Here is a 25,974-nt window from a genome sequence, read left to right as displayed (position 1 = left end):
CCGGGCAGACGGGTCCGTGATCGGACAGCCGCGCGGAGGCTCCGCGTCTTGTGCAGCGCATTAAATTTGACGCACCGCGAACAAAATGAAAAATGCGTTTCTCTGCTTTCAGTTTTAAGAAAAACTACAAATGGATACGCGCTTCCTGCAGACCCTGCTGACTGTCGCGGAGACGGGATCGCTCACGCGAACCGCTCGGGCGCTGAACCTGACACCCTCCGCCGTGATGCAGCGGATCAAGGTGCTGGAGGGCGAGATCGGCGCGCCTTTGATCCATCGCTCGGGCAATGCGATGTGCGTGACGGCCGCCTGCGCCGCGATCCTGGAGGATGCCCGCTTCGTCGTCGGCACGGTGTCCCATATCAAGGCAGCAGCGGCGGGGCGCCAGGATGTCGGGCTGCTGCGGGTCGGCGTGATCCACACGGTGCTGAGCGGCCTCATGCCGGATGTGATGCTGGCGCTGCAGCGCAACCGGCCAGGCATCGAGCTTTACATCCTGCCGGGTACGTCGACGGATCTCTATGCCAAGCTGGCCGCCGGTGAGCTCGACACGGCCATCATCGTCCAGCCGGCCTTCGCGATGCCGAAGACCCTGGAATGGACGCAGCTGCGGCAGGAGCCGCTGCTCCTGATCACGCCGCGGGAGACCGCGGAAAGCGACCCCGGGCTGCTGCTCAAGACCGAGCCCTTCATCCGCTACGACCGCAACCATTGGGGCGGCCGCGTCGTCGAGCAATATCTGCGCTCGAAGCGCATCGTGCCGCGCGAATTCCACGAGCTTGATTCGATCGAGGCGATCACCATCCTGGTTCATAGGGGGCTCGGTGTCGCGCTCATCCCGGACTGGCTGCCGCCCTGGCCGCAGGGCGTCGATGTCCGGAAGTTGCCGATCGTGGATGCGCCGAAGCGCTCGATCGGGCTGATCTGGCCGAAGGTTTCGCGGCGTCAGCCCCTTGTCCGGGCCTTTGCCGACGAGGTCCTGTGGGTGGCCGCGCGGCTCGGGATCGACCGAGCTTGAGGCGGGCTGCGAGCTCCGCCTTCAGAAGGCGCGGCTCGCCTCGTAGCTGCGCGCGATGTCCTGGGCGAGCTCGGCCATCGGGCGTGCGAGGCTGCCGCTCAGCGTCAGCGGAAAGGCAGCGGTGAAGACCAGATCCGGCAGGTCCAGCACCGTCTCGACGATACGCAGCCGGCCTTCCTTCAATTCGCGCTGCACCACGACCGGCGGGATCACGCTGACGCCGATCCTGTCGAGCGTCATCTGGACGATGGTCGTCAGAGACGAGTTGCCGAAGATGCGCGGCGGCGGCAGGGACGGATCGTTCAGCGCCTCGCGTAGGCGCGGATAGGGCGCCGTCGCCTTGGGGTAGGTGATCATCGGGAAATTGCGAAGCTCGGCGATGCTGAGCGGCTCCTCGCCGAGCACCATATCCGGGGAGGCGATCACGGCCAGCGAATAGGCGCATAGGTCGCAGCTCGCCATGGTCAGGTCGTCGATCGGGCCGAGCATGAAGGCGAGGTCGAGGTCGCCGCGGGCGAGCAGGTCGCGCATTGCCGGCGACACGTCCACCGTCAGATCGATGACGATGTTGGGATAGACAGCATGCGCGCGCTCCATGAACCGGCTGAGCCAGGTCTGCGCGATGGTCTCCGACACGCCCAGCCTGACGATGCCCTTCATGGCGACAGCCGAGCCGACCTCGGCCAGCATCTCCGTGCGCAGCAGCAGAAAGCGCTCCGCATATTGGACGAGCTTGCGGCCCTGATGGGTCAGGCTGATCGAACGGGCGTTGCGCTCGAACAATTTGACGCCGAGCTCCGCCTCCAGCGCCGCGATCCGCTGCGAGACCGAGGGCTGCGTGGTGTTGGCGCGCTCGGCCGCGCGGCTGAAGCTGTTCAGCTCCGCGACCCAGTAGAACAGCTCGAGGCTGCGGAAATCGGTCATCTCAGGCGGCGCCCCGCTCGCTTGCCGGCCGGCCGATCGCCGCCGGCCGCTCCGGGCAGGCTAGCATGATTGGCCCCTCGCCTGGGACTGCGGCGGCGCTTCACGCATCCGGTTCCAAACATGCGAGGCGATGCCGGACCGCCCCGGTCACTTCACCTGCCGCCAGTCGCCGCGATCGCCCTTCCAGTTGACCGAATGCCCCAGCGCGCGCAGCACCGAGCCCCGCAGGCTGCGCACGAGCCCTTCCCATTCGCGGGCGGAGATGCCGTCGACCGCCGGCTCCGGCGCCATGAACATGCCGTCGACGCCGCCCCCAGCGACGCATTGCTCGATGCAGCGCGTTTCGAGCTCCGGCTCATGGAACACGACCTCGTTCTCCAGCAACCCCGCAAGCGCCGCGATGATGCCGGTCGCGCCCCAGTTCGAGACATTGGAGATCACGAGATGGCTCGCCGCCGTCGCTGCCGCGACGCCGCCCCGGCCGGGAATGCCGCAATCAGCGGCCTTGGGCGAGAAGCCCGGCAGATCCTCGGCAAGCACGCCCATGCCCAGCTCGTTGCCGCCGTCGCCGATACCGATGAAGGGCAGGCCGAGCTCCTTTCCGGTGCGGAACAGATAGTCGAGATCGCCGACCATGCCGTCGAGCGGGCGCCCGCCGAGGCCGTGATAGAGCCCGTTCGCATTGGCGCCGGGGCGCTCGATCGCGATCATCAGGCTCGGCCGCGTCCGCTCCAGCAGATCGTCGCTCACCGCGCGGCAGCCCTCGGCGTCCTTCGGTACCGTGCGGATATAGACCGGGCGCAGGAAGGCGATCGGCTCGATCACGCCCGAGACGGGGAACGGCATCGGGGCGAGGCCGGCGCCGAGGCAGGTCTGGCGCATCATCGCCTCCCAATCCTCGTCGACGACGATGACGCTTTCGACGCCGAGCCCGAGGAACAGCGCTCGCGCCAGCAGCGCCGCGCCGACCGGGCCGTCGGTCTCCGGCACGCCGCCGCCCTCCGGGAAACCGGTGGCGATCAGGACGGGGCCGCCCTTCTCCCTGACCCTGTTCACGATGATCTCGGCCGCGCCCATGCAGATCGGCCCCTGCTGACGCCGTTCGAGCGCGCCGCGGAGATGGTCGATCAGGCCGACGCCAGTCAGGTCGATCGTCATGAAGCGGTCGATCGTGGCGGCGAGGCGACCGTAGAGCGGCGTTTCTTTCGACAGCATGGCGGTTCGGTATCTTTCAGGAACGGAAGGTTTCAGAGCCTCTCTGGACATTCCCTCAACCCTCATCCCGAGCAGCCATTCCGTCAGAAAGGGCGTTCAAAGGAGGCTTGAGGAGGCTCCGGAATCATTTGGAATCATCCTTCGAGAGGCTGCTTTGCAGCTTCTCGGGATGAAAAGTGAGTTTCCAAACAGGAGCTCAGACGGCGATGCACCGGGCGAATGTATCGTGGTCGACATTCCCGCCGCTCAGCACCAGAGCAACGGTCTTGCCGGCGACGTCGAGCTTGCCGGCGAGCGCCGCGGCCAGGGGGGCGACGCCGCCGGGCTCGACCACCAGCTTCAGCAAATCATAGGCGAGCCGCATGGCGCGGCGGACCTCGTCATCGGTGACGGCGACGGCACCGGCCAGCAGCGCCTGGTTGACCGGGAAGGTCACCTCTCCGGGGGTCGCGACCTGCAGCGCGTCGCACAGGCTCCGGGCGCCGGGCGCATTGCTCTCGCGCCGGCCGGACGCGAGCGAGCGGGCGGTGTCGTCGAAACCGGCGGGCTCCACGCAGAACACGCGCGTATCGGGGGAGACGCCGTTCATCGCGATGGCGCAGCCCGCCGCCAGCCCGCCACCGCTGCAGCTCACCGCGAGCATCTCGAGCGAAACGCCGCGCTCGCGAGCCTGCTCGGCGAGTTCCAGCGCGACCGTACCCTGCCCCGCCATGATGTCGGGATCGTCATAGGGTGGGATGATCACGGCGCCGGTGGCGGCCGCGATCTCGGCCCCGATCGTCTCGCGCACTTCCGTCGCGCGATCATAGAGGCGTACCGTACCGCCGAACCGCTCGGCGCCCTCGATCTTGGTGCGCGGCGCGTCCGAGGGCATCAGGATCGTCGCCTTGATGCCGTTGCGGGCGGCGACGGCGGAGATCGCCAGCGCATGGTTGCCCGAGGACCAGGCGACGATGCCGCCCTTTCGCTCGGCCGGGGTCATGCGCGAGACGCGGTTGAGCGCGCCGCGGAACTTGAACGAACCCGTGGTCTGCAGCGTCTCGGCCTTCAACAGGACTTTTGCGGAGAGGATGCGATCAAGCTCGTCATTCGCGATGAGCGGCGTTTTGACGACATGGTCGGAGATCCGAAGAGCCGCCGCTGCGACGTCACGAAACTCGACGCAAAGCCGAAGATCTTCACTGATCTTTACTTGAGGTCTTCCGCTCATTTATTTTATCCCGGCAGTAATTCCCCCAACAAGCTATTTAAATCTGCAAGGCGGTCAAATTCTCAATCGCGATGGGAGTGGATAAGGTCTGCTTATCGATTGGGCGGCGCCGAATTGGACGCTTAGCGCGAACCGTTCAGCTGCACCGCTGGTCGCACGGCGTTGTCAGGTTAACTGCCGCGAGCGCCAAGAGATGGGGCCGCCGCCCCCTCCAACGCGAACCCATGCGCCGCCCAGCCTGGCGGCGCAGGTCGCGGTGTAGCCCGATCAAGCGTCGAGCGATCTACCGGCCAGTCCGTCTTCAGCCCGGCTCTCGAACGATTGTCCGGCATGATCGTAGCTGAAAAGACCAGCCAAACGAGCCCCGAAACAAATCAACATGCATCTGCATACATTTGTACTTGACGTGCGATGTCAGCACGATATGCCCCGGTGAGGCTACGGCGCTGCCTGAGGTCGGTCGAGTCGCTGGAGGTGATCAATGAGCGAGCAGTCTTTCGAACAGAACCGCTCTGAAAAGCTGGCGAGTTTCGTCGCCGGCGCACGCGGACGAGTCTTGCCGGAAGCGGTGCGGGATGCCGGCAGGCAAGCTCTCGTCGACTTCATCGCCGTCTCGGTGGCCGGCCATCAGGACGGCGCCGTCGAAGCCCTCCGCGCGGTCGCCGCCAACTGGAACGCGCCGGGCGGGGCGCGCATCTTTCTAGGTTCGAAAACCCAGCCGGCGATCGCGGCATTGCTCAACGGAACCATGACCCACGCCATGGACCTCGACGACGTGCACTACGCCGGCGGCGGACATCCCAGTGGCCCCTGCTGGTCGGCCGCGCTCAGCCTGGCGGAACATCACGAGGTCGACGACGAGACCGCCCTCCGCGCTTTCGTCACCGGATATGAAGTCATGGCGCGGCTCGGCGGCGGGGGGCAGCAGGGTGTGGGCCGCACGCTTCAGCACCATGGCTTCCACCCGACATCGATATTCGGCCGAGCCGGTGCCGCGGCCAGTGCGAGCGTTCTCCTGGATCTCGACCAGGATCAGGTGGCGAACGCGCTCGGCGTCGCCGCCACAACCGCAGGCGGGCTCGTCGGCTCGTTCGGCACACATTCCAAGCCGTTCCATGCGGGCAAGGCAGCCATGGACGGCGTTATGGCCGCAGAAATGGCGCGTTCGGGCTTCGTGTCCGGGCAGAACCTCTTCGAGCGCGACAAGGGGCTGCTGCCGAGCTTCCTGAAGGGAGCGGAGTTTGTGCTGCCGGAGCTGGACTTCGACGAACAGTGGTACGTCCTGCGCAATGGCTACAAGCGCTTCGCGAGCTGCCGCGCGACGCATGCCGCGGCTGAAGCCGCCCTGAGCGTCAAGGATCAGGTCGGGAACAGGACGGTCACCAGGATCCAGGCCTTCGTCAATCCGATTGCGCTGGTGGCCGCAGGCAACCCCGCGCCCAGAACGGGCCTGGAAGCCCGTTTCAGCACCTATTGCTGCATTGCCATGGGTCTCGTCGGATACCGCCTCTCCGCTTTCGATTTTACCGATGAGATGGTTGCGGATCCGGCGGTTTCGGAACTTCTGCCCAAAATCGAGTGCATTCCCGTCAAGGGACAGTCGGAGGTGGCCGCGAAGCTGCTGATCGATCTCTCGGACGGGCAGCAGATGGAGGCCTCGGTCGATATCGTCCTCGGTCACCCCGACCGGCCGCTGAACTGGGCTCAGATTCAAGACAAGTTCGAAGGGCTTGTCGCGCCGGTTCTGGGAGACGAGAAGGCAGACGAGCTGTTCAAGGCGGTCACGGGCTTCGCCACGAACGACAGGCTGTCTATTCCAAGAATTTCCGCCTTGCTTGAGGCCCGGCAGCACTGAAGCCCATCCCGCCTGGGCCGCCTCTCAGAGCGGCTCAGGCCCGTGGCATCTTGGCCGGTTTCGGGCATCCGTGCTAACCGCACTGCTCAGGCTCGGCGGTTGCGCCGAGCCTCTGTCCGGCAGTGGCCGGCGTCTCGGCCCGGCCGATGCGCGCCGTCAGGCGATGAAAGGTTTGCAGGTTGGCGAAGCCAGTCAAAGTCCGGACCAGCGGCAAACGGCGACCAACTTCGGCCGACACGACCGATCATCAGATCAGCGGCAGCGGCGATCTGGCCTCCGATATCCAGATCAAGGTGCGCGATGCCATCCGCAAAGGCACGCTCCCCATCGGCGAGCGCGTCACGGAGGTCGATCTCGCGGCCCGTTTCGGCGTGTCGCGGACGCCCGTGCGCGATGCCATCCTTCGTCTCGAAGCCGACGGCTTGCTGACGAACGAGCCCCGGCGCGGGTTGATCGTCTCCAACCTCAACCATCAGCAGGTGGTCGAACTTTATTTTATGAGGGAGGTGCTCGAGGGCGCAGCAGCGCGCCTGGCGGCCCAGAGCGCCAGCGACATCGAGCTGGAAACGATCTCCGCCCTGAGCGCGCTCGAATCCGAGCCGGGCGTAACCCTGGACGCTCTCAGCGATATAAACGTCAAAATCCACAACATGATCGCGCTTGCCGCGCATAACCGCTATCTGCTCCGCAGCCTGACGCAACTCGGCATCACGATGTCCCTCTTGCCGAGTCTCCTCGCAATGGGCGATCGCGCGCGATCTGCGGCGTCGGAGCATCGCGCCATCGTCGCGGCATTGTTGGAGCGCGACAGCGAGCGAGCCGAATCCGCCGCCCGCGCCCATGTACGGTCATCCTTGCAGCACCGTCTGTTGCAGACGATCGGCAGGCTACAGAACTAGACGAAACTCCCAAGAGAGCATCAGGCCGCGAGGGGCGCCGGCCGGTCCGGAATTTGGGCGAAGGCGATGCCCTCCAGGATTGGCTTTGTCGTTCTGAGCACCGCGGCGGTGGCTGCGCCTTCCCGTCGGTCGATGACGACCTCGATGCGCCCCGACGGATGCTCGATCGTCACGCTGCGGGGCAGGCTGTCCCCTCCGACGAGACGATGCGCCAGCGTGCCCGGCGTGCCGCAGGCCGTGCCGAGACCGACGGCGCCGGTCACGGCGAAAGCCTTGTGGCAGGAGTGCGGCATGAAGTAGCGCGCCGTGAGCGTGCCGCCTTTCTGCGGCGGGCCGATCAACACGGGTTTTGGAATGACGAGGTTGGACACGTCTCCCAGCCCCATTCGCCTGCCGGCTTCCAGTCGGATCCTCTCCAGACGATTCATCAACGACCGGTCGCCATCCAAGTCCGCCGGCAACTCGCCGCCGGTCTTCCCCAGCGCGGTGGCTTCGATCACGACCAGAGGCATCGCAGCGTCGATACAGGAGACTTCGACGCCGTCGATTCTGTCGACGGCCGATCCCGTCGGCAACAGCATTCCGGTCTTGGCGCCAGCGACGCCTAGAAATTCCAGTTCGACCGGCGCACCGCTGCCGGGAACGCCGTCGATGACCGTGTCGCCATCGTAAGTGGGCCGCCCGTCAGGGGTCAGCACCGTGGCGGCGATGAGTTGGCCGGTGTTGACGTTGTGAATGACGACGCGTGTGCGGCCGATTTGGCCCTGAACGAGTCCCTTCTCTATGGCGAAGGGCGCAACCGTCGACAGCATGTTCCCGCAGTTCGGGGAGGTGTCGACGATCCTTTCGATGACCTCCACCTGGGCGAAGAGATAGTCGACATCGGCGCGGGGGTGAGTCGATGGCCCCACGATGGCGACCTTGCTTGTCAGAGGGTTGCCGCCACCGAGCCCATTGATCTGAAGCTCATTGCCCGACCCCAGGACCGACAGCAAAATCTCGCCACGCAGAGTGGGATCGGCCGGCAGGTCGGAAGCGAGGAAAACAGGACCGCGCGACGTGCCGCCGCGCATGAGTGTGCATGGAATGCGAAGTTGGGTCGCCATCGCGGCTCCTTCCAGCAGCTTCCGCCGAGATCGACGGCAACTGGAAAAGCGATATCTGCCACCCCCATCATGTTGTGAAATGCAAAAATTTCGATCATTGATCGGCAATGCGCATCAATTTTGAACTGCTCGATATCCGCGCCTTCCTCGCCGTGCTCGAGCTGGGCGGCTTTCACAAAGCGGCTGAGATGCTCAACATCTCGCAGCCCGCCCTGTCCCGTCGCGTGCAGGCGCTGGAAGCCGCGGTCGGCGCGCCGCTGCTGGAAAGAACGACGCGCAGAGTCGGACCCACGAGCGTCGGCCGGTCCTTCGCGCCGCTGGCCCGTCGCCTGCTCGACGAATTTGAGGAATCTCTGCTCGGCATCACGGGTGTCGCCGGGCGGCAGTACGGTCAGGTCACCATCGCCTGCGTGCCGACGGCCGCCTTCTACTTCCTGCCACGCGCCATCGAGTCGTTCAGCGCGATCTATCCGCTGATCCGCTTTCGTATCCTCGATCTGTCCGCAAATGACGGCCTGGAGAGCGTGGCACGGGGCGAGGCCGAATTCGGCATCAATCTTCTCGGCAGTTCGGACCCTGACCTGGCTTTCACACCGCTCGTCGAGGACCCATTCGTCCTCGCATGCAGGCGTGATCATCCGCTCGCCGCTCGGCAGGAGCTGGCCTGGAAGGATCTTGCCGACCAGACGCTCATCGGGGTCAGCCGCGCCAGCGGCAACCGCATGATTCTGGAAAGCGCTCTCGCCAAGGAGGGCGTGGGGCTGACGTTCAAGTTCGAAGTCAACCACCTGACGACGTCGCTCGGACTGGTCGAGCGCGGTCTTGGCGTCTCGGTGCTGCCCCGGCTCGCGACGCCACCGCAGGATCACCCCGTCATTGCGACGAAGGCAATCGGCGCACCGCCGGTATCGCGAACGATCGGCCTGGTCGAGCGGCGGAAAGCGCGCCTTGCACCTGCGGCCCAACGCTTCAGGGACATGCTGATCCACACCTGGAATGCGAACCCGCGATCGAACTTTCTATAATTGATAGGGATATCGCATCAATCGGATCAATTATCGCATTTCTCAAATTCGCCCTTTGCGTTGAAAGAAGCTCCGATAACGGGGCCACCAGCCGCCCTGACTTTGGGAGGGACGAATGATGCATCTGACTCGCAGGAGCTTGGTTCTGGGCGCGGCTTCTCTGGCGGCAGGGAGCGCGCTCAGCACCGTCGCACGGTCGCAGGCTGCCTTTCCCACGCGGCCGATGAAGTTGCTTGTCCCCTATGCGGCAGGCGGCGGAACTGATGCCATCGCGCGGCTCGTTGCGCAGGGCATCGGTGAAAAGCTCGGCCAGTCCCTGGTCGTCGAGAACAACGGCTCGGCCGGTGGCAATCTCATCACCGCACAGGCCGCCTCCTCGCCGCCGGACGGCTACACGGTCCTGCTGGCCAACCAGGGACCCATGGTCGTCAATCCCCACCTGTTCAAAAATGTCCGGGTTGACCCGCTGACAGCCTTCGATCCGGTCACTCTGATCTCCGATACGCCGCTCGCGTTGGTGGTGGCATCGAAATCATCGTTCCAGACCGCGCGGGACCTGATCGATCACGCGAAGAAGAACAACGGGAAGCTCACCTACGGTTCTGCCGGCAACGGTTCGGCGAGCCATCTCGCCACCGTCCTGCTCGCCAGGACTGCAGGATTCGATGCGGTCCACGTTCCCTATCGCGGGGCCGGGCCAGCTTTGACGGACCTCCTCGCCGGACAGACCGACTTCATGGTGACGACCGTTCCGTCGGTGCTGGGTCTGATCGAGGGCAAGTCCGTGCGGCTGCTGGCCGTCACAAGCCCGCAGCGCACCAAGCTCTTCCCCGAGACTCCGACCGTGGCCGAACTCGGCTGGCCGGATTACCGGGCAACGGCCTGGTACGGGCTCGTCGTGCCGAAGGGCACCCCGGAGTTCATCGTCAAGGCTCTTCGTGACGCCACGGTCAGCACGATCAACAACGACACGATCAAGGAGCGCCTGCGCAACGAAGGCGCGGAGCCGATCGGCAACGAGCCGGCAGCCTTCGCCGAGATGATGCGTGCCGAATCCAGGCGCTGGGCAAAGCTGGTCAAGAGCGCGAACATGTCGATCTGAAACGCCGCAAACGCCTGACGTTATCGGGCCTGGCAGGATCGCGCCTTGCGATCCTGCGCCTTTGCCGACGCCGCCGGCCGCACATCGGCTGCAAGGCGGCATGGCGTTGCGCATGTTCGACTGTCCGCATGCTTTCCGCGAGTGGTGTCGCTGGCCAGCCGCGCTCCTGACGCGCCACAGGCCGCTTCTCCCGATCAACTCGGCGGCCCCGCCTCCCGAGGCCGAGCCCCCGCCCGACTGCGCCCTCCGACACATCGTTACCGAGCGCGGCAGCTGCCTGTTCGCGACAAATTGAGCTCTATTGAATTCATTTGCATGCAGAAGTAGACAGACTCGCTCTGCCGCGCATATCGGTACAGCGCACACGGTTGTCGTCGCCATCTGGTCTCTCGGAGAATTGCGGATGCTGGTCCAGCACATTGCGGAGCGTTCCGTTGCCCTCGATCCGCACAGCTTCGATCCGATGGCTCGCAAATGGGCCAAGGACGCCATCGCGGACATGATCGGCTGCGCCCTGCTGGGCGCACGGACAGCGACGACGGACATCGCGCTGGCCACCTCACCGAATGCCGGGGATTGCCTCGTGCTCGGCCGTAAGGCACGGATCGGCCGCCTCGAAGCAGCCTATGTCAACGCCACGTCCGGCCACGCGCTCGATTACGACGACACGAGCAAATCGCTCTCCGGCCACCCGACCGTCATCATCATCCCGGCACTGCTGGCCCTCGCCGAGCAGCGCGACGCGACAGGAGCCGAGCTGCTCGACGCCTATATCGTCGGTGTCGAGACCGCGACCCGCATCGCGCGAGGCGTCAATTTCCATCACTACGAGAAGGGGTGGCATCCGACGGCCACGCTCGGAATATTCGGCGCGGCTGCGGCCTGCGGGAGGCTGCTCGCCCTCCCCGCCGATAGGCTCGCCCATGCGCTGGCGACGGCCGCATCCTTCGCCAGCGGCGTCAAAGCGAATTTCGGCACGCAGACCAAGCCGCTGCATGCCGGCTTTGCCGCGCGCAACGGGCTGTTCGCCGCTCTTCTCGCCGCGGGAGGCGTGCCGGCTTCGCCAGAAGCCTTCGAGCATCCCCAGGGATTTCTCGAGGTCTTCAACGGCACGGGCCATTTCAACGCGGACCGCATGCTGGAAGCGTGGGGGCAGCCGCTCGATCTGCTGGCGCCGGGGATTTCCATCAAGAAATACCCGTGCGTCTACAGCGTGCATGGTGCGATAGATGCGGCCATCGAACTCCGGCGCCGCGAGAGTTTGACCGCCGACAGCATCGCCGCGGTGACAGTGCGGATGCACCGCAGACGCCTGCTGCCGCATGTACGCAACCCCGCGACCAGCGCGCTCAACGCCAAGTTTTCGATGCCCTACGCGGTCGCGCGAGGGTTGGTGAACGGCGCCGTGACGCTTTCGCATTTCGAGGATGACGCGCTCTACGATCCGCAGGTCACGCGCGTGATGGAACTCATCGGCGTAGACGAGCATAGCGACGACGCCAACGACTATGGCGCCGAAATCGTCGTCGTCCTGAGCGATGGCACCCGCCTCACTGCGTCGGTGTCTTCCCCTCTCGGCCGTGGGCCGGAAGCCCCGCTGCCGGACGGCATGTTGCGGGCGAAATACACCGATTGCGCCGGCCGCGCGCTGACGGCCGCAGGAATCGAAGCCAGCTTCGACATGCTCATGCGGCTCGAAGATCTCGACAGCGTCCGTGAACTGACCGCGCTGATCCAAGAATCCAGCTGCGTCTGACCGGCCCGGCCCAGCCTTTTGAGCGACGAGGACTCCATGAGCTTCGCATTCGAACTTGCAGGGCGCGCCAGCGCCATAACGCTCGATACGATGCCGCCGGAAGCGGGCCGCGTGGCGGCGCGCGCCTTCGCGGATACGATCGGGACCGCGCTGGCCGGATGCCGGGCAGGCTTTCTTGACGGCATCGAGCGCGCGCTGGAGATTGCTGCCGATGCCGGCCCCGCGACCAAGATCGGCCGCCCCGGGCGCTGCCACCCGCTGCAGGCCGCTGTCATCAACGGTACGGCGGCGCATGCTCTCGACTTCGACGATTGCAGCACCACCATGGGTGGTCACCCTTCGGCGCCGGTCGTGCCCGCGCTGCTTGCGCTCGCGCAGGATCGCGGCTCTTCCGGACGAGCTGTCCTGTCGGCCTATCTCGCAGGCGTCGAGCTGGAATTGCGGCTCGCCAGGGCGGTGATGCCGCATCACTACGAGAAAGGCTGGCATCCGACCGCCACGCTCGGCGTATTCGGCGCCGCCACGGCGAGTGCCCATCTGCTGGGCCTCGATCCGGAGCGCATGGCCACGGCACTGGCGATCGCGGTATCGATGGCAAGCGGCCTCAAGTCCAACTTCGGGACGCCGATCAAGCCCCTCCATGTCGGTCAGGCCGCCTATAACGGGTTGCTCGCTGCAACACTCTCCGAGCAGGGCGTCACGGCCAGCCATTCAGCCTTCGAACACGAATACGGCTTCTTCAACGTGTTGAACGGCGCCGGAACCTTCGATCCGCAGAGGGCGCTTGGCGACTGGCTGACTTCGCCGGACGTTCTCTCACCCGGCATTGCGATCAAGCAGCACCCCTGCTGCGGCAGCGCACATTCCGCCATCGATGCGGCATTGACCCTGCACCGCCGGCACGGTCCCTTCAGGTCCGGTGAGATCACGGCGATCGAGACCTGGACCCACCGGCGCCGGCTCGCCCACACCGATCGCCCCCGGCCGAAGACCGGGCTCGAAGCGAAGTTCAGCGTCCAATTTTTGACCGCCAAGGCGCTGACGGCCGGCATCGTCCGCCTCGGCGACTTCGACGACAGCACCTTCCTCGACGCCGATACGGCGTCCCTTGCCGCTCTGACTCGGTCCAACGCCCATGACGAGCCGAACGAATATCTCGGCCGCGTCAAGGTCACGCTCGGCGACGGACGCGTCGTCGAAGCCTCGGCCTCGACCGAGTTCGGCCGCGGGCCGCTCAATCCGATGTCGGACGACGAGCTGGAGGCCAAGTTCGTCGATTGCGCCGGCGCGAGCCTGGACGAGGAGCGCGCTCGCAGCCTGTTCCGCGCCATTCTCGCGCTCGATCAGGCGCCCAGCATCGAAGACATCATGACCGCGACCCAGCAAGGATGAAGACGATGCTCAAAATCTACGGACGCCGCGATTCATCGAATTGCGCGAAGGCCTTCTGGGCCCTCGACGAGCTCGGGGTGGGCTACGAGCTGATCGCATGCGGCGGGCGGTTCGGCGGCACGGACGCGATCGATTACCGCGCGTTCAACCCGCATGGGAAGGTGCCGACCGTCGTCGATGATGGCGCCGTCGTCTGGGAATCGAATGCGGTTCTGCGCTACCTGGGCAATCGCTACGGCAAGGGGACGATCTGGCCGCCGGACGCGGCAGGACGTGCGAGCGCCGACCAGTGGATGGATTGGGGGGCCACCGCCTTCGTGCCGGCGATGGGCAAGATCCGAACCGCCTTGAAGGCCGAGGACGCGGCGGCGGCGGAAGCGGCTCTCAAGGCGTTGACGGCCCACGCCGCGCTGCTCAACCGACATTTCCAAGCAAACGACTATCTCGCCGGCCCGTCCCTGACACTGGCGGACATCGCCCTGGCACCCGCTGTCCACCGCTGGTTCCTCGTCCCGCTAGCCCGTCCCGATCTGCCGTCACTGGCAGCCTATCGCGAGCGTCTCGCTGGCCGAGACGGATACAGGCGGCATGTCGCGGAAGCGCTGAGCTGATGAAACCGCGGCATGCGCCGGCATGACCGCCGTTCAACCGCGCGTACCCGTGCTCGCATGGGCGCGCAGCATGATGCTCATGCGATGCTGCTGCGACGAGCGCACCTGAGCCTTGATCAGGCTTTCCGCAGCCAGCCCGTCCCGGCGCAGCAATGCTTCGGTTATCTCGCGGTGCTGCCGATGCAATACGGCCGCACGGCCGTTCTCGCCGATCAGCGTCGGCAGCAGCGACATCGTGACCGAGAGCTGGTTGAGGCTGCGCAGCAGGTAGCGATTATGCGATGACAGGGCCAGCAGATGGCGGAAATTGCGGTTGATCTCGGACATCCGCTGGACGTCATCCAGGGCGCCGGCCTCGGCCTCGACAAGCCCCGCGAACGTAGCAAGCTCGATCTCGCTGGCCGCCTGCGCAGTCAGCCGCGCCGCGGCGCCTTCGAGCACTTCGCGCATGAAGTAGAGCTCGACAATCTGTTGATGGTCGAGATCGGTGACGATCAGGCCGCGGCGCGGCTCGTTGGTCAGCAGGCCATCGGTCTCGAGCCTGGCGATGGCTTCATGCACCGGGGTCCGCGACATGCCCAGGATCGTTGCCAGGCCGATCTCCGTCACGCGCTCGCCGATGGCGAGTTCGCCCTTCTGAATGAGGGCGCGGATGCGCTCATACGCATCAAAGACGAGGTCGCGACCTCCGGTCGACGCCCTTTTCGGCAACTTGGTCATCGTCTGTCTTCGGCTCCGTTATGCCGCACCCCGACCGCAGCCCGATCAGCTTCTTCCTTCCTATGCAAAAGGACGCCGCCTGAACAGGCGACGCACAGCGACAGAAGGAAAGGCCGCGATAAATTTGATTGCACTCTGTAAAATGCAATTGTATGCATTTACATGCCGAATGTCGAGAAGCGCGCGCTTCTGTCCGTGCTCGCATCGGCTCGTCAGGAAAGAGTGACGCATGAGCCTTTCGCCCCCATCCGACATCGCCTCGAGCCAGCCCGCCGCCGCGACGGACGGCCACCGGAACCGCAGGCTCGGCCCGGATACCGTCATCTGCCATGCCGGGCGCGATCCCTCGGCGCATTTCGGCGTCGTCAATCCACCGGTGTTTCATGCCTCCACCATCCTGTTTCCGACGCTGGCGGCGCTCGACGCCAAGGCCGAAGCGAAGGTCCGCTACGGTCGGCGCGGAACGCCGACGACCTTCGCGCTGGAGGATGCGGTCTCGGCGCTGGAAGAGGCGGCCGGCACGGTGCTTACCCCGTCCGGCGCCAATGCCATTTCCACGACGCTGCTCGCCCATCTGGATCCCGGCGATCACGTCTTGATCGCCGACAATGTCTACGGGCCCTGTCGTCACTGCGGTAACGACGTCCTGCGCCGCTTCGGCGTCGAGGTCGAATTCTACGATCCGCTGGTCGGCTCCGGCATCGACAGGCTGATCAAGCCGAACACGCGGCTGATCTGGATGGAGGCGCCTGGATCACTGACATTCGAGATGACGGACATCACCGCCATCGTGGCCGCGGCCAGGCCGCGAGGCATCGTAACCGTCGTCGACAACACCTGGTCCGGCGGCGTTTTCTTCAAGCCGCTGACGCTGGGCGTCGACATCTCCGTCCAGGCCGGCACGAAATATATTTCAGGTCATTCCGACCTGATGCTCGGCACGATCTCGTGCTCCGAGACGAGCTATGAGCGCGTGAAAGGGTTCGCGCAGCGGCTCGGCATCTGTGTCGGCCCGGACGATGCCTATCTCGCGCAACGAGGTCTGCGCACCATCTCGGTCAGGATGCGGCAGCACCACGCCAACGCGCTCGAACTGGCCAACTGGCTTGCAAATCGGCCCGAAGTGACGCGCGTGATGTATCCGGCCCTCCAGACCGACCCCGGCCACGAACTTTGGAGGACGCATTTCACCGGCGCGTCCGGGCTGTTCGGCTTCGTCATCCGCGAGACGGACCGCCGGCGGCTGGCGGCGATGGTCGACGGTCTGCGCCTGTTCGGCATGGGATCGAGCTGGGGCGGCTATGAAAGCCTGCTGCTTCCCACCGATCCGCGCATCCTGCGTTCGGCCACGACCTGGCGCGAACCCGGCCAGTGTATGCGCGTGCATGTCGGCCTCGAGGACGTTTCCGACCTGATCGACGATCTCGAACGGGGTTTTGAGCGGCTCGGTCGCTGAACGAGGAACCTCGCACGCCTATGCGCAGGGACATGCGGATGGCGGCGTCGCTGGTCGCCGCGCTCCGCAGGGCCGCATCATAACAAGGGGAGTCAGAATATGCGTTTCGCATTCGGTTTCGCCGGCGCCATCGCCGCCCTTCTCTGCACCACCATTCTTCCGGCCGAGGCTGGCCAGGGCGACACGCTCAAGGCCATTCGCGAGCGCGGCGAAGTCCTTTGCGGCGCCCATCCGGGCCGCTACGGCTTCGCCGCTCCCGACGACAAGGGGCGCTGGTCCGGCTTCGAGGTCGATCTTTGTCGGGCGCTCGGTGCGGCGATCTTCGGCAGCGGTGAAAAGGTCCGCTTCGTCGCGCTGTCGAGCCAGCAACGATTCCCCGCTATTCAGGCCGGCGAAGTCGACGTGCTGGCGCGCAATACGACGGCGACCTTGACGCGCGATACCGCGCTCGGACTCAACTTCTCGCCGCCGGTCTTCTATACCGGCCTCGGCTTCATGGTCCGCAAGGATGCCGGCGTGAAGACGGTCGAGGATCTGAACGGCGCCACCATCTGCATGGCGCCCGGCAGCACGACCGAACAGGCCGTCGCCAGGCTCTTCACCCAGCATGGGCTCAAATACACGCCGATCGTGATCGAGAACAACAAGGAGCTCGCCAGCGCCTATGTTGCCGGCCGCTGCGATGCACTCGCCAAGGATCGCGACGCGCTGCCGGGCGTACGGATGTACGACGCGCCGCAGCCTGAGGAGCATGTCATCCTCGAAGGGACCTTCTCCAAGGAGCCGCTCGCACTCGCCGTCCGGCACGGTGACGACCAATGGTACGACATCGTGAAATGGGTGATGTACGGCCTGATGGAGGCCGAAGAAAACAAGGTAAGCCAAGCCAATGTCGACGAGATGACGAAGTCCAAGGACCCCTATGTCCAGGACCTTCTCGGCGTCACCGGTGATTACGGCCCCAAGCTCGGGCTCGACAAGAAATGGCTCTACTGGGTCGTCAAGTCCGTAGGCAACTACGGGGACATCTACGAGCGCCACTTCGGCGACAAGACGAAACTGCCGCTGCCGCGCGGACACAACAAGCTCTGGACCGAGGGCGGGCTGCTCTACGGGCTCCCGGTCAAGTGACGCGTCCGCGCCGCGGGGTAACAAGACATGACGAGCATTGACCGGAGCCTCGCGGCCAGCGGGCCGACACGGGCCGATATACGCGCCCGGCAGGCCGCAAAACCGCCCCGCCGCAGGCTGAGCTGGGGCGACCCTTTCACACGGGGCTTGATCTATCAGGCCGGCCTCGCGGTCTTGCTCGCGCTCGGCATCTATGCGCTCTACAGCAACGTCTCCGAGAACCTCCAGCGGCAGAACATCGCCACCGGCTTCAGCTTCCTGGAGCAGCTGGCGCGGTTCAATATCGGCGAGTCGCCGATCCCCTATAGTGCCAGCGACACCTATGGCCGAGCCTTGCTGGTCGGCGTACTCAACACCCTCCGCGTCGCCGCGGTCGCCATCGTGTTCGCCACTGTGCTCGGCGTCGCCGCGGGCGTGGCCCGGGCCTCGCGCAATGTGGTGATTTCGACGCTCGCCGGCACCTATGTGGAGCTGGCCCGGAACGTGCCGATCATCCTGCATGTCCTGCTGTGGTCTTCGATCATCCGTAACCTGCCGCCGCCGCGGCAGGCGCATGATCTGCTCGGCATCGGCTTCATCAGTAACCGCGGATTGACAGTGCCCTTGCCCGGCTTCGGCACCTCCGGCGGGACGATCATGATCGCTCTCGGCGTCGCCGTGCTTTCCGCATTCGCCGCGGCGCGGTTGGCACGCCGCTATGGCGAGCGCACGGGGCGATATGTCGAACCGATCGTACCGGCGCTGGCCGTGCTTGTCGCGCTGCCGCTTCTGACCTGGCTCGTAACGGGCGCCCAGTTCACGCCCGATATCCCGCAGCGACGTGGTTTCGGCTTCACGGGTGGTTTGACGCTCTCGCCCGAGTTCTTCGCTTTGGCCATCGGCCTGACGATATACACCGGCGCCTTTATCGCCGAGATCGTTCGCGGAGGCATTCAGGCTGTGCCGAAAGGCCAGGTCGAGGCGGCACGCGCGCTCGGTTTGCACCCATTTTCGATCATGACCCGCATCGTCCTGCCGCAGGCGCTGCGCGTGATCGTGCCGCCGCTGTCGAGCCAGTTCCTCAGCCTGACCAAGAACAGCTCGCTGGGCGTCATCATCGGCTATCCCGAACTCGTGAACATCGGCAACACCGTCATGAACCAGACCGGACAGGCGATGGAAATGGTCACGATCATGATGCTGATCTACTTCACGCTGAGCCTGATCACCTCGCTGCTCATGAACTTCTACAACAGCCGCATTGCGTTGAAGGGGCGCTGAGATGGCCAATACACTTCAGCCGCTGGTGAGCGGCCGCCGCAACGCTCTCGACTGGTGGCTCCGCGAGCGTGTATGGCCTTCGCCGTTCCACATCTTGCTGAGCTTTGCGACCCTGGCTCTGGTGGTACCGATCTGTGTCAAGATCGCGAATTGGGCGATCTTCGATGCCGTGTTCGTCTCCACCGGGCCTGAGAGTTGCCGCGATGCTGTCGGCGCCTGCTGGGCGGTGATCGCGGAAAAGCACCGGGTCATCCTGTTCGGGCTCTACCCATTCGACGAGCAATGGCGCCCGACCCTGGCCGTGGCCATCTACCTGATCACCGTCATCGTCACGCTGACGCCGCGGTTCTGGTCGCTGCGCCTGCTGGTCCCGCTCTGGACGAACGCCGTCTTCGTCATCGGCGCGCTGATGTATGGTGGAATCGGGCCGCTGCGCATCGTGCCGACCACCGAATGGGGCGGCCTCGCCCTGACGATGATCATGTTCTCCGGAACCGTGATCCTCGGCTTCCCGATCGCGGTGCTGCTCGCGCTCGGCCGGCGCTCGCATCTGGCGCTGCTGCGCTCCGTCAGCGTCGTGCTGATCGAAACGCTGCGCGGGGTGCCGCTGATCACGATCCTTTTCGTCGCGGTCAATGTCTTCCCGCTGTTCCTGCCGGCCGGCACGAACGTCGACAAGCTGTTGCGCGTAACCATCGGCATCGCGATCTTCTTCGCCTGCTACCAGGCCGAGACGATCCGCGGAGGCCTGCAGGCCGTGCCGGAGGGGCAATATGAAGCCGCCAAGGCCCTGGGCCTGCGCTATTGGCAGATGACCGGCCGCATCATCCTGCCTCAGGCCCTGCGCATCGCCTTTCCGGCCATCATGAACCATGTCATCGCCGCGATGAAGAATACGTCGTTCGTGATGATCATCGGCTTGTTCGACATCCTGACTGCAACAACGGCAGTCATGCAGGACCCGGTCTGGCGGAAATACTATGTCGAAGCCTACACCTTCGTCGGCTTCGTCTACTTCGCCTTCGGCTTCGCGCTTTCGATCTATGCGCGCCTGATGGAACGCCGGATGAACAAGGGGTATGTCTCGTGAGCGCTCTCGCAAATCATGTGGAAGAGGCACGCCAAGCGCCATCGCTTGCCGTCAGCATCCAGGGGTTGTGCAAATGGTATGGCTCCGTCCAAGTCCTGCATGATGTCGATCTCGAGGTCGCCACCGGCGAGAAAATCGTCATCTGCGGACCCTCGGGCTCCGGAAAATCCACACTCATCCGCTGCATTAATGGCCTCGAGAGCCATCATGCAGGCCGCATCGTCGCCAATGGCGTCGAGCTTGACGGGCGCACCCGCGGCTTGGAGGCGATCCGCCGCGAAGTCGGCATGGTCTTCCAGAGCTTCAACCTGTTTCCGCATCTGACCATCCTGGAGAATCTGACGATCGCGCCGATGCTGGTGCGCGGCACGCGCCGGCGGGAAGCCGAGGCTCTGGCCATGAACTATCTCGAGCGCGTCCATATTCCCGAGCAGGCACGGAAATTCCCGCTTCAGCTCTCAGGCGGGCAGCAGCAGCGCGTCGCCATCGCGCGGGCGCTGTGCATGCAGCCGAAGATCATGTTGTTCGACGAGCCGACCTCGGCGCTCGATCCCGAGATGATCAAGGAGGTGCTCGACGTCATGCTGGAACTCGCCGACACCGGCATGACGATGCTGGTCGTAACCCACGAGATGGGCTTCGCGCGCACGGTGGCGGACCGCGTCGTTTTCATGGCCGACGGCCGGAAGGTCGAGGAAGGCGCACCGAATCGCATCTTCGACCACCCGCAAACCGAACGAGCCCATGCATTCTTCAGACAGGTCCTGAAGCATTGAGATGTGTCGACCAGCGCACGCGCTGACGCGTCGCCGCTGGTCGATGCGGGCCGGAACCGGCCTATGGGCTCGACAGCGCCGCCTTGCGCTTGCCCGGCCGCCCCGAAAGGCGCGGCCGGGAGGCGAAGCCCGACCCCCGAGCTTACCTTGAGCCCCTATTTGGCAAGGCCCTTCCTGGCCAACCAGTCGTCGATCAGCTGAGCGACCTCCAAATTGTTCTTGTCCATCATCATCATGTGCGAATTGCCTTTGATGCCGACGGAAGGAAGATTCACGACATCGACCGAGCCGCCGGCCGCCTTGATGCGATCGCCGAAATCGGTCGCGGTCTTGCGGATCGTCGGCCAGCGCGAATCCTGCTCGATATAGTCGCCGAAGAGCATCAGTACCGGGATGTCCTTCAGGACATCGGCCTTGGCCGGGTCGCCGATACCCGCAGGCTCGACCGCGACAAGCGCCTTGACCTTGTCGGGGCGGGCCTGCGCGACCTTAAAGCCGAACTGCCCCGCCTGGCTGTGGAAGGCGATCACGCAGGGGCAGACCTTGTCGACCTCGGCGATATAGGCATCGATGATCATCTGGTCGGTGCTGGTCCAGCGCGGCACGATCTGTTTGACGAAATTGTCGTAGCCCTCGGCCGGAAACTGGCTGCCCGGCAGGTATTTGCGCTTGGCGGGGTCGGGGTTGAAGCCGCCCGCCGGCTCCCCGATGCGGAAGCGCTCGAACGGGTTCGCGGTCGTGAGGAAGAGCGGCTCTCCGGGGATGACGTCCGGATACATCGCCCAACTCGAACGCCCACGCTCCACGGCATCCGAGTTGTAGACCGACCACCCCTTGCGCAGGAAAAACTCGAGCCAGCCCTCCCGGCCATCGGGCGTCGTCTCGAAATTCACGCCGGTCATGCCCCCGCCATGCCAGAGTAGCAGAGGCACCTTGCCCCGCTCCTTCTGCGGCAGAAAATACTGAACATACATCTGGCCGGTCTGATAGGTGCCGTTCGGATCGAACTTGGCCGGTGTGCCACCAGGCGTGAAGACGACTTCCTTGACCTGGCGTCCTGAAATTTCGACGAGTTTTCCGCCGACATGAAACGAGCCCATCGCCCGTAGGGCGAGCGGTTCCTGCATGGTTTGCGCGTGAGCCGCTCCCCCCAACCCCAAACCGAGCCCAAATGCAGCCGTCACGAACTTACGAAACATGAAACCTCCCTGCTCAAGCCTTTATGGCAGACATCGCCGACCGGTTTTCCCAATCGGACGGCGAGCATGGGGGGTGTCGGTGTTGAGCAGAAATGCAAATACCGAAGCGATTGATCCTCGATGCGGATCGCTCGCAAGAGTGCAACCGGATACAGCATCGATCGCACGGTCTGTGCCGACGCCTCCGGCCGGCCGGAAGGTCGGCAAAAGCAGAGCTTGCTTTTTCGACACTGGTCGAGCTCGGTTTGCCGATCTTCAATCGAGCCGATCAGGCAGCTTGAAAACGCCCGCGGCTTTGGCGCAAAGCCTGTCTTCCACGCAAATCTCGAGGCTGCGCGGATCGCGCGTCCGACCCGCTCGCGCAGCGAGACCAGGAGTTCACGGAATCGAGCGACCTCGGTCAGATTGGTCGGTGGCCCATGACCGGGGATGACCGTCTCCACATCGAGGGAGAGCGCCGTCGAAAGACTTCCTCGCCATGACCCCGTCCGGCGCATGCCGGACGGTCTCTTCGCCCCTATCCCCATCTCCTGCCGCGAGACGCTCCGATGCCCACGCAAAGCCAGTCCGGCGCCCCGGCGAAATCGGGCGAGCGCTCGCCGTCCCGGCAGGCCCTGCGCGGGCTCGACGCTCTGAACTTCTTCCTCGCCGACGTGCGCGACGGGTTGGGGCCCTATCTCGCGATCTATCTGATCGCCGTGCGCGGCCCGGAGCAGGGCTGGAACGAGGCGACCGTCGGTCTCGTCATGACCATCGCCGGCATCGTCGGCCTGCTCGCCCAGACCCCGGCCGGAGCGCTGATCGACAAGGGCCGCCACAAGCCGGCGATCGTCATCGCCTCCGCGATCGCGGTCACGCTGTCGTGCCTGGCGCTTCCCTTCATCAGCAATTTCTACCTGGTCGTCGGCACGCAATCGGTCGCCGCGATCGCGGGCGCGATCTTCCCGCCGGCGCTGGCTGCGATCACGCTCGGCCTCGTCGGGCCGAAGCTGTTCTCCAAGCGCATCGGCCGCAACGAGGCCTTCAACCATCTCGGCAATGCGGCCTCGGCCGCGATCGCAGGCGTGACCGCCTATTTCTTCGGGCCGATCGTGGTGTTCTGGCTCATGGCCGTGCTCGCAGTCCTCAGCATCGGCGCCATGCTGATGGTGCCGGAGAAGGAGATCGACGACGATCTCGCCCGCGGTCTCGACGAAGCCGTCGACGACGAGAAGCCCTCTGGCCTCAAGGCCCTGCTGCAGAACCGCCATCTCATGCTGTTCGCGCTGCTCTGCGCCATCTTCCACCTCTCCAATGCCGCGATGCTCACCTCCGTCGGCCAATTGCTCACCCGCGTTGCCGGCAAGGAACAGGCGACCTCGCTGATCGCGATCTGCATCGTCGCGGCGCAATGCGTCATGGTGCCGATGGCGATCATGGTCGGCGCCAAGGTCGATGACTGGGGCCGCAAGCCGATCTTCCTCGTCGGCTTCGGCGTCCTGGCGCTGCGCGGGGCGCTCTATGTCGTCTCGGACAACCCGTTCTGGCTGGTCGCCGTGCAGGCGCTCGACGGGGTCGGCGCCGGCATCTTCGGCGCGCTGTTCCCGATCGTGGTGGCGGACCTGACGCGAGGCACCGGCCGCTTCAACGTCTCGCAAGGGGCTGTGGCGACGGTCCAGGGCGTCGGGGCCTCGCTCTCCGCTTCGCTGGCGGGGGTGATCATCGTCACCGCCGGCTATTCCGCCGCCTTCGTCACGCTCGCGGTCATCGCGGCCTGCGGCCTCGTCCTCTATCTCGTTGCCATGCCGGAGACGCGCGGCTATGAGCCGCCGACCGACCACGGCGCCCGCCCGGCGCCGGCGGCGCGAGAGAGAATGGCCTGATCTCACATGACCGGCTGGGGCCTCAACGCGACGCAGATCCTCGCGATCGCGATCTTCCTCGCGACCTATGTCGCCATTGCGATCGGCCGGATGCCCGGCTTGCGCGTCGACCGTGCTGGGGCGGCGCTGATCGGTGCGGCGCTCATGGTCGGCTGCGGCGTGCTCTCGCTCGAGGACGCCTATCGGGCGATCGACCTCGACACCATCACGCTGCTGCTCGGCATGATGATCGTGGTCGCCAATCTGCGGCTCTCGGGCTTCTTCCGCATGGTGACCGGCTGGGCCGCCGGCCGGGCGCGGCATCCGGTGCTGCTGCTTGCGGTCGTGGTAATGACGACCGGCGTGCTCTCGGCTTTCCTCGTCAACGACGCGATCTGCCTGGTGATGGCGCCGATCGTGATCACGCTGACCCGCGCGCTCGACCGCAACCCGGTGCCCTATCTCATCGCCGTGGCGCTCGCCTCGAATGTCGGCTCGACGGCGACGATCACCGGCAACCCCCAGAACATGATCATCGGCAATCTCTCGGGCATCTCCTACGGCGCCTTCACCGGCGCGCTGCTGCCGGTCGCGGCGCTGGGGCTGCTGGTGACGATCCTGTTCGTGCTCCTGCTCAATCCGCGCGAGTACATGACGCGGCAGGCGCTGCGCAGCGTCACCGTTCCCGCTCACTATCATGGCTGGCTCGCGACGAAGGCGGCGCTGGTGTCCGTGGCGATGATCGCCCTGTTCTTCCTCGGCCAGCCGGTGGCGAAAGTGGCGATCTGCGCGGCAGCGCTCTTGCTGCTCACCCGCAGGATCGAGCCGCGCAAGGTCTATGCCGAGATCGACGGGCCGCTCCTGCTGATGTTCGCCGGGCTCTTCGTCGTGGTGCGGGGGCTTGAGCACGCCGTGTTGACGCCCGACCTGCTGGCGCAGGCCACCCGCCTCGACCTCGGCAACACCGCGATCCTGACCGGCGTGACGGCGATCCTGTCCAACCTCGTCAGCAACGTCCCCGCGGTTCTCGTGCTGAAGCCCTTCGTCGAGCATCTGCACGATCCCCAGCGCGCCTGGCTCGTCGTGGCGATGGCCTCGACGCTCGCCGGCAATTTCACGCTGCTGGGCTCCGTCGCCAACCTGATCGTCGCCGAGCGTGCCGCCAAGGACGGCATCACCATCGATTTCTGGACCTATTTCAGGATCGGCGCGCCGCTCACCCTCGCGACGCTGGCGATCGGCGTTTTCGTTCTCTCGTAGTCTCAATCAACGGTTTCATCTTACATGGGCATCGGAAATTTCAGATTGAGCAACGGCGCAGTCACATCGGGGCGGCCAATCCAGTCTGCGAAATCGCGATGAGCGTCCTGCCACTGGAGTACCCGTAGGGACGGACGAGACGTCAGCAGCACGGCAGATCCAGCAGGCGCGGACAAAACGAATTCTGCGGAGCTGTCCAGCATGCGGTCAATCGCATGAGGGCTCTCACGCGATGCGTGGCGTGGCTGATCGAGCAGGTTGCAGAAACCCTGCCTGAGAAGTGCTGCGATTCTGTATTGAGCTGATGAGGCGAGCAGCCGGAACCGAGTCACGGTTCCCACCATTCCGTTGCGATCTTTGAGACAGCGCCACGGACCCGAGCGCGATGCGCCAGGAGCCGACGTCGAAGCTTCTGCCCTGAACCGGACATTCGTGATCGATTGGGATGAGCGCGCTTCTCGGCTGGCCGTGGACGCTGACGGCTCGCTCCACGCCACTTTAAGAGCGCGCCGAAAAGCGCTCCAGCACCGCAGTCAGGTTATGGCTTTCGCCCCGAGCCTCATCGAGCACGAGCCGGCTCTCGAGATCGTCGAAATGCTTCCTCATCTGAGCGACCGCACCTGTCTTGTCCCCGCGAGCCACCGCTTCGATGATCTGACGATGATGATCGGCGCCGCACTGATCGCCGTTCTTTCGTCGGTATAGGGCATCGACCAGCGAAATGCGGGCGAGAACTTTCTCCGGCAGTTCAAGCAGCACGGGATTCCCGCTGAGCCTGGCCCGCTACGTCGGCGCCTATCGGCTCAGCACTGAGCGCGCACGGATGTTTCCGATGTGGCAGGCGGCGCTGGCCCATGCGCTACTTCTCGACCATGACGGCCTCAACGGCCGGCAGATGGCGGCGGGGGCGCGATCGATGGCGCGAACCCTCGCGCTGTTGCTCGCCGACGCCCCTATCGGCACCCGCCGACCTTCTGCAGAGCGCGGCGCGCCTCTACGCGAACAGGAGCGGCCCAGTCGGGAGCTCTAAATCATGCCGGCCGCGCGGCCTGAGGCGGGCGGGAGCGGTGTGGGTGCTGATCGCGGCGATCGTGCTGACGCCGGGGGCGGGAACGGGGCGAGATGTTT

22 protein-coding genes and 1 pseudogene are annotated in these 25,974 nt (G+C 65.2%); 15 read left to right on the top strand and 8 right to left on the bottom strand.

Annotated elements, in window-relative coordinates:
- Window positions 1-130: 130 nt before the first annotated feature.
- Window positions 131-1,018, top strand: coding sequence for a LysR family transcriptional regulator (locus tag AB6806_RS22520; RefSeq protein WP_112761620.1), 888 nt, complete (start codon window positions 131-133; stop codon window positions 1,016-1,018).
- A gap of 21 nt (window positions 1,019-1,039) precedes the next feature.
- Here the strand turns inward: AB6806_RS22520 and AB6806_RS22515 are convergent, their stop codons facing one another.
- The 3 genes from AB6806_RS22515 to AB6806_RS22505 all read right to left on the bottom strand — a co-directional run bounded on the left by AB6806_RS22515 (window position 1,040) and on the right by AB6806_RS22505 (window position 4,367).
- The gene (locus AB6806_RS22515) at window positions 1,040-1,942 is read right to left on the bottom strand and encodes a LysR family transcriptional regulator (protein ID WP_112761619.1); all 903 of its coding nucleotides are present in this window, start codon (window positions 1,940-1,942) and stop codon (window positions 1,040-1,042) included.
- Window positions 1,943-2,089: 147 nt separating this feature from the next.
- Window positions 2,090-3,157, bottom strand: coding sequence for a glutamate cyclase domain-containing protein (locus AB6806_RS22510; RefSeq protein WP_133561053.1), 1,068 nt, complete (start codon window positions 3,155-3,157; stop codon window positions 2,090-2,092).
- 196 nt (window positions 3,158-3,353) lie between these two features.
- Entirely contained in the window at window positions 3,354-4,367 is a 1,014-nt protein-coding gene (locus AB6806_RS22505) for a threonine ammonia-lyase (protein WP_142022738.1), read from the bottom strand.
- A 481-nt stretch (window positions 4,368-4,848) separates the two neighbouring features.
- On the opposite strand from AB6806_RS22505, the gene AB6806_RS22500 reads away from it, so the two are divergent.
- Both AB6806_RS22500 and AB6806_RS22495 read left to right on the top strand, forming a co-directional pair.
- Window positions 4,849-6,222, top strand: a complete 1,374-nt coding sequence (locus AB6806_RS22500) for an MmgE/PrpD family protein (RefSeq protein ID WP_142022737.1) — start codon at window positions 4,849-4,851, stop codon at window positions 6,220-6,222.
- 179 nt (window positions 6,223-6,401) lie between these two features.
- Complete coding sequence (locus tag AB6806_RS22495) at window positions 6,402-7,121, top strand: GntR family transcriptional regulator (RefSeq protein WP_197062741.1); 720 nt, start codon at window positions 6,402-6,404, stop codon at window positions 7,119-7,121.
- A gap of 20 nt (window positions 7,122-7,141) precedes the next feature.
- Here the strand turns inward: AB6806_RS22495 and AB6806_RS22490 are convergent, their stop codons facing one another.
- Entirely contained in the window at window positions 7,142-8,227 is a 1,086-nt protein-coding gene (locus tag AB6806_RS22490; RefSeq protein WP_370955590.1) for a 4-oxalomesaconate tautomerase, read from the bottom strand.
- 107 nt (window positions 8,228-8,334) lie between these two features.
- Here AB6806_RS22490 and AB6806_RS22485 point away from each other — a divergent pair, with 107 nt between their 5' ends.
- From AB6806_RS22485 to AB6806_RS22465, 5 genes are all read left to right on the top strand, one after another.
- Window positions 8,335-9,252: a LysR family transcriptional regulator gene (locus tag AB6806_RS22485; protein WP_038362676.1), complete on the top strand. Its 918-nt coding sequence runs from the start codon at window positions 8,335-8,337 to the stop codon at window positions 9,250-9,252.
- Between the two features lie 139 nt (window positions 9,253-9,391).
- Entirely contained in the window at window positions 9,392-10,354 is a 963-nt protein-coding gene (locus AB6806_RS22480; protein WP_370955589.1) for a Bug family tripartite tricarboxylate transporter substrate binding protein, read from the top strand.
- Between the two features lie 403 nt (window positions 10,355-10,757).
- A complete protein-coding gene (locus tag AB6806_RS22475; RefSeq protein ID WP_142022981.1) occupies window positions 10,758-12,110 on the top strand; it encodes an MmgE/PrpD family protein in 1,353 nt (450 codons plus the stop codon).
- A gap of 36 nt (window positions 12,111-12,146) precedes the next feature.
- Complete coding sequence (locus AB6806_RS22470; protein WP_142022735.1) at window positions 12,147-13,502, top strand: MmgE/PrpD family protein; 1,356 nt, start codon at window positions 12,147-12,149, stop codon at window positions 13,500-13,502.
- 5 nt (window positions 13,503-13,507) lie between these two features.
- On the top strand, window positions 13,508-14,113 hold the full coding sequence (locus tag AB6806_RS22465) for a glutathione S-transferase family protein (RefSeq protein WP_142022734.1): 606 nt from the start codon (window positions 13,508-13,510) through the stop codon (window positions 14,111-14,113).
- Window positions 14,114-14,146: 33 nt separating this feature from the next.
- Here the strand turns inward: AB6806_RS22465 and AB6806_RS22460 are convergent, their stop codons facing one another.
- The gene (locus AB6806_RS22460) at window positions 14,147-14,833 is read right to left on the bottom strand and encodes a GntR family transcriptional regulator (RefSeq protein WP_038362668.1); all 687 of its coding nucleotides are present in this window, start codon (window positions 14,831-14,833) and stop codon (window positions 14,147-14,149) included.
- Between the two features lie 229 nt (window positions 14,834-15,062).
- Here AB6806_RS22460 and metC point away from each other — a divergent pair, with 229 nt between their 5' ends.
- From metC to AB6806_RS22435, 5 genes are all read left to right on the top strand, one after another.
- Window positions 15,063-16,289, top strand: a complete 1,227-nt coding sequence (gene metC, locus AB6806_RS22455; RefSeq protein ID WP_142022733.1) for a cystathionine beta-lyase — start codon at window positions 15,063-15,065, stop codon at window positions 16,287-16,289.
- A 99-nt stretch (window positions 16,290-16,388) separates the two neighbouring features.
- The gene (locus tag AB6806_RS22450) at window positions 16,389-17,420 is read left to right on the top strand and encodes an amino acid ABC transporter substrate-binding protein (RefSeq protein WP_142022732.1); all 1,032 of its coding nucleotides are present in this window, start codon (window positions 16,389-16,391) and stop codon (window positions 17,418-17,420) included.
- Between the two features lie 27 nt (window positions 17,421-17,447).
- The gene (locus AB6806_RS22445) at window positions 17,448-18,680 is read left to right on the top strand and encodes an amino acid ABC transporter permease (protein WP_370955588.1); all 1,233 of its coding nucleotides are present in this window, start codon (window positions 17,448-17,450) and stop codon (window positions 18,678-18,680) included.
- A gap of 1 nt (window position 18,681) precedes the next feature.
- Window positions 18,682-19,770 carry an amino acid ABC transporter permease gene (locus AB6806_RS22440; RefSeq protein WP_142022730.1) on the top strand — a complete coding sequence of 363 codons (1,089 nt, stop codon included), beginning with the start codon at window positions 18,682-18,684 and terminating at the stop codon, window positions 19,768-19,770.
- The gene (locus tag AB6806_RS22435) at window positions 19,767-20,546 is read left to right on the top strand and encodes an amino acid ABC transporter ATP-binding protein (protein WP_081925342.1); all 780 of its coding nucleotides are present in this window, start codon (window positions 19,767-19,769) and stop codon (window positions 20,544-20,546) included. Before AB6806_RS22440 ends, AB6806_RS22435 begins: the two co-directional genes overlap by 4 nt.
- A 155-nt stretch (window positions 20,547-20,701) precedes the next feature.
- Here AB6806_RS22435 and AB6806_RS22430 read toward each other — a convergent pair whose 3' ends face one another.
- Together AB6806_RS22430 and AB6806_RS22425 are read right to left on the bottom strand one after the other, a co-directional pair.
- Window positions 20,702-21,673, bottom strand: a complete 972-nt coding sequence (locus AB6806_RS22430; protein WP_142022729.1) for an alpha/beta hydrolase — start codon at window positions 21,671-21,673, stop codon at window positions 20,702-20,704.
- A gap of 53 nt (window positions 21,674-21,726) precedes the next feature.
- Window positions 21,727-22,242: an MBL fold metallo-hydrolase gene (locus AB6806_RS22425; RefSeq protein WP_142022728.1), complete on the bottom strand. Its 516-nt coding sequence runs from the start codon at window positions 22,240-22,242 to the stop codon at window positions 21,727-21,729.
- Between the two features lie 51 nt (window positions 22,243-22,293).
- Between AB6806_RS22425 and AB6806_RS22420 the strand changes: the two genes are divergently transcribed.
- Both AB6806_RS22420 and AB6806_RS22415 read left to right on the top strand, forming a co-directional pair.
- Entirely contained in the window at window positions 22,294-23,607 is a 1,314-nt protein-coding gene (locus AB6806_RS22420; protein ID WP_370955587.1) for an MFS transporter, read from the top strand.
- 6 nt (window positions 23,608-23,613) lie between these two features.
- Window positions 23,614-24,846, top strand: coding sequence for an anion transporter (locus AB6806_RS22415; protein WP_142022726.1), 1,233 nt, complete (start codon window positions 23,614-23,616; stop codon window positions 24,844-24,846).
- A 498-nt stretch (window positions 24,847-25,344) separates the two neighbouring features.
- Here AB6806_RS22415 and AB6806_RS22410 read toward each other — a convergent pair.
- Window positions 25,345-25,614, bottom strand: a pseudogene (locus tag AB6806_RS22410) (FCD domain-containing protein); the annotation flags it as partial.
- Window positions 25,615-25,974: the final 360 nt, after the last annotated feature.

Origin of the sequence: Allobosea sp. RCC_152_1, from assembly GCF_041360765.1 — a bacterium.
GTDB classification, from domain to species: Bacteria; Pseudomonadota; Alphaproteobacteria; order Rhizobiales; family Beijerinckiaceae; genus Allobosea; species Allobosea spartocytisi.
Note: the sequence above shows the minus strand (reverse complement) of the source record. Positions and strands in the feature narration are given on the sequence as shown.

What these genes read in the sequence shown, in the direction of transcription:
- AB6806_RS22520 (WP_112761620.1), top strand. Translation starts at nt 131, where the DNA reads ATGGATACGCGCTTCCTGCAGACCCTGCTGACTGTCGCGGAGACGGGA.
- AB6806_RS22515 (WP_112761619.1), bottom strand. Translation starts at nt 1,942, where the DNA reads ATGACCGATTTCCGCAGCCTCGAGCTGTTCTACTGGGTCGCGGAGCTG.
- AB6806_RS22510 (WP_133561053.1), bottom strand. Translation starts at nt 3,157, where the DNA reads ATGCTGTCGAAAGAAACGCCGCTCTACGGTCGCCTCGCCGCCACGATC.
- AB6806_RS22505 (WP_142022738.1), bottom strand. Translation starts at nt 4,367, where the DNA reads ATGAGCGGAAGACCTCAAGTAAAGATCAGTGAAGATCTTCGGCTTTGC.
- AB6806_RS22500 (WP_142022737.1), top strand. Translation starts at nt 4,849, where the DNA reads ATGAGCGAGCAGTCTTTCGAACAGAACCGCTCTGAAAAGCTGGCGAGT.
- AB6806_RS22490 (WP_370955590.1), bottom strand. Translation starts at nt 8,227, where the DNA reads ATGGCGACCCAACTTCGCATTCCATGCACACTCATGCGCGGCGGCACG.
- AB6806_RS22485 (WP_038362676.1), top strand. Translation starts at nt 8,335, where the DNA reads ATGCGCATCAATTTTGAACTGCTCGATATCCGCGCCTTCCTCGCCGTG.
- AB6806_RS22475 (WP_142022981.1), top strand. Translation starts at nt 10,758, where the DNA reads ATGCTGGTCCAGCACATTGCGGAGCGTTCCGTTGCCCTCGATCCGCAC.
- AB6806_RS22470 (WP_142022735.1), top strand. Translation starts at nt 12,147, where the DNA reads ATGAGCTTCGCATTCGAACTTGCAGGGCGCGCCAGCGCCATAACGCTC.
- AB6806_RS22465 (WP_142022734.1), top strand. Translation starts at nt 13,508, where the DNA reads ATGCTCAAAATCTACGGACGCCGCGATTCATCGAATTGCGCGAAGGCC.
- AB6806_RS22460 (WP_038362668.1), bottom strand. Translation starts at nt 14,833, where the DNA reads ATGACCAAGTTGCCGAAAAGGGCGTCGACCGGAGGTCGCGACCTCGTC.
- metC (WP_142022733.1), top strand. Translation starts at nt 15,063, where the DNA reads ATGAGCCTTTCGCCCCCATCCGACATCGCCTCGAGCCAGCCCGCCGCC.
- AB6806_RS22450 (WP_142022732.1), top strand. Translation starts at nt 16,389, where the DNA reads ATGCGTTTCGCATTCGGTTTCGCCGGCGCCATCGCCGCCCTTCTCTGC.
- AB6806_RS22445 (WP_370955588.1), top strand. Translation starts at nt 17,448, where the DNA reads ATGACGAGCATTGACCGGAGCCTCGCGGCCAGCGGGCCGACACGGGCC.
- AB6806_RS22440 (WP_142022730.1), top strand. Translation starts at nt 18,682, where the DNA reads ATGGCCAATACACTTCAGCCGCTGGTGAGCGGCCGCCGCAACGCTCTC.
- AB6806_RS22430 (WP_142022729.1), bottom strand. Translation starts at nt 21,673, where the DNA reads ATGCAGGAACCGCTCGCCCTACGGGCGATGGGCTCGTTTCATGTCGGC.
- AB6806_RS22425 (WP_142022728.1), bottom strand. Translation starts at nt 22,242, where the DNA reads ATGCGCCGGACGGGGTCATGGCGAGGAAGTCTTTCGACGGCGCTCTCC.
- AB6806_RS22420 (WP_370955587.1), top strand. Translation starts at nt 22,294, where the DNA reads ATGCCCACGCAAAGCCAGTCCGGCGCCCCGGCGAAATCGGGCGAGCGC.
- AB6806_RS22415 (WP_142022726.1), top strand. Translation starts at nt 23,614, where the DNA reads ATGACCGGCTGGGGCCTCAACGCGACGCAGATCCTCGCGATCGCGATC.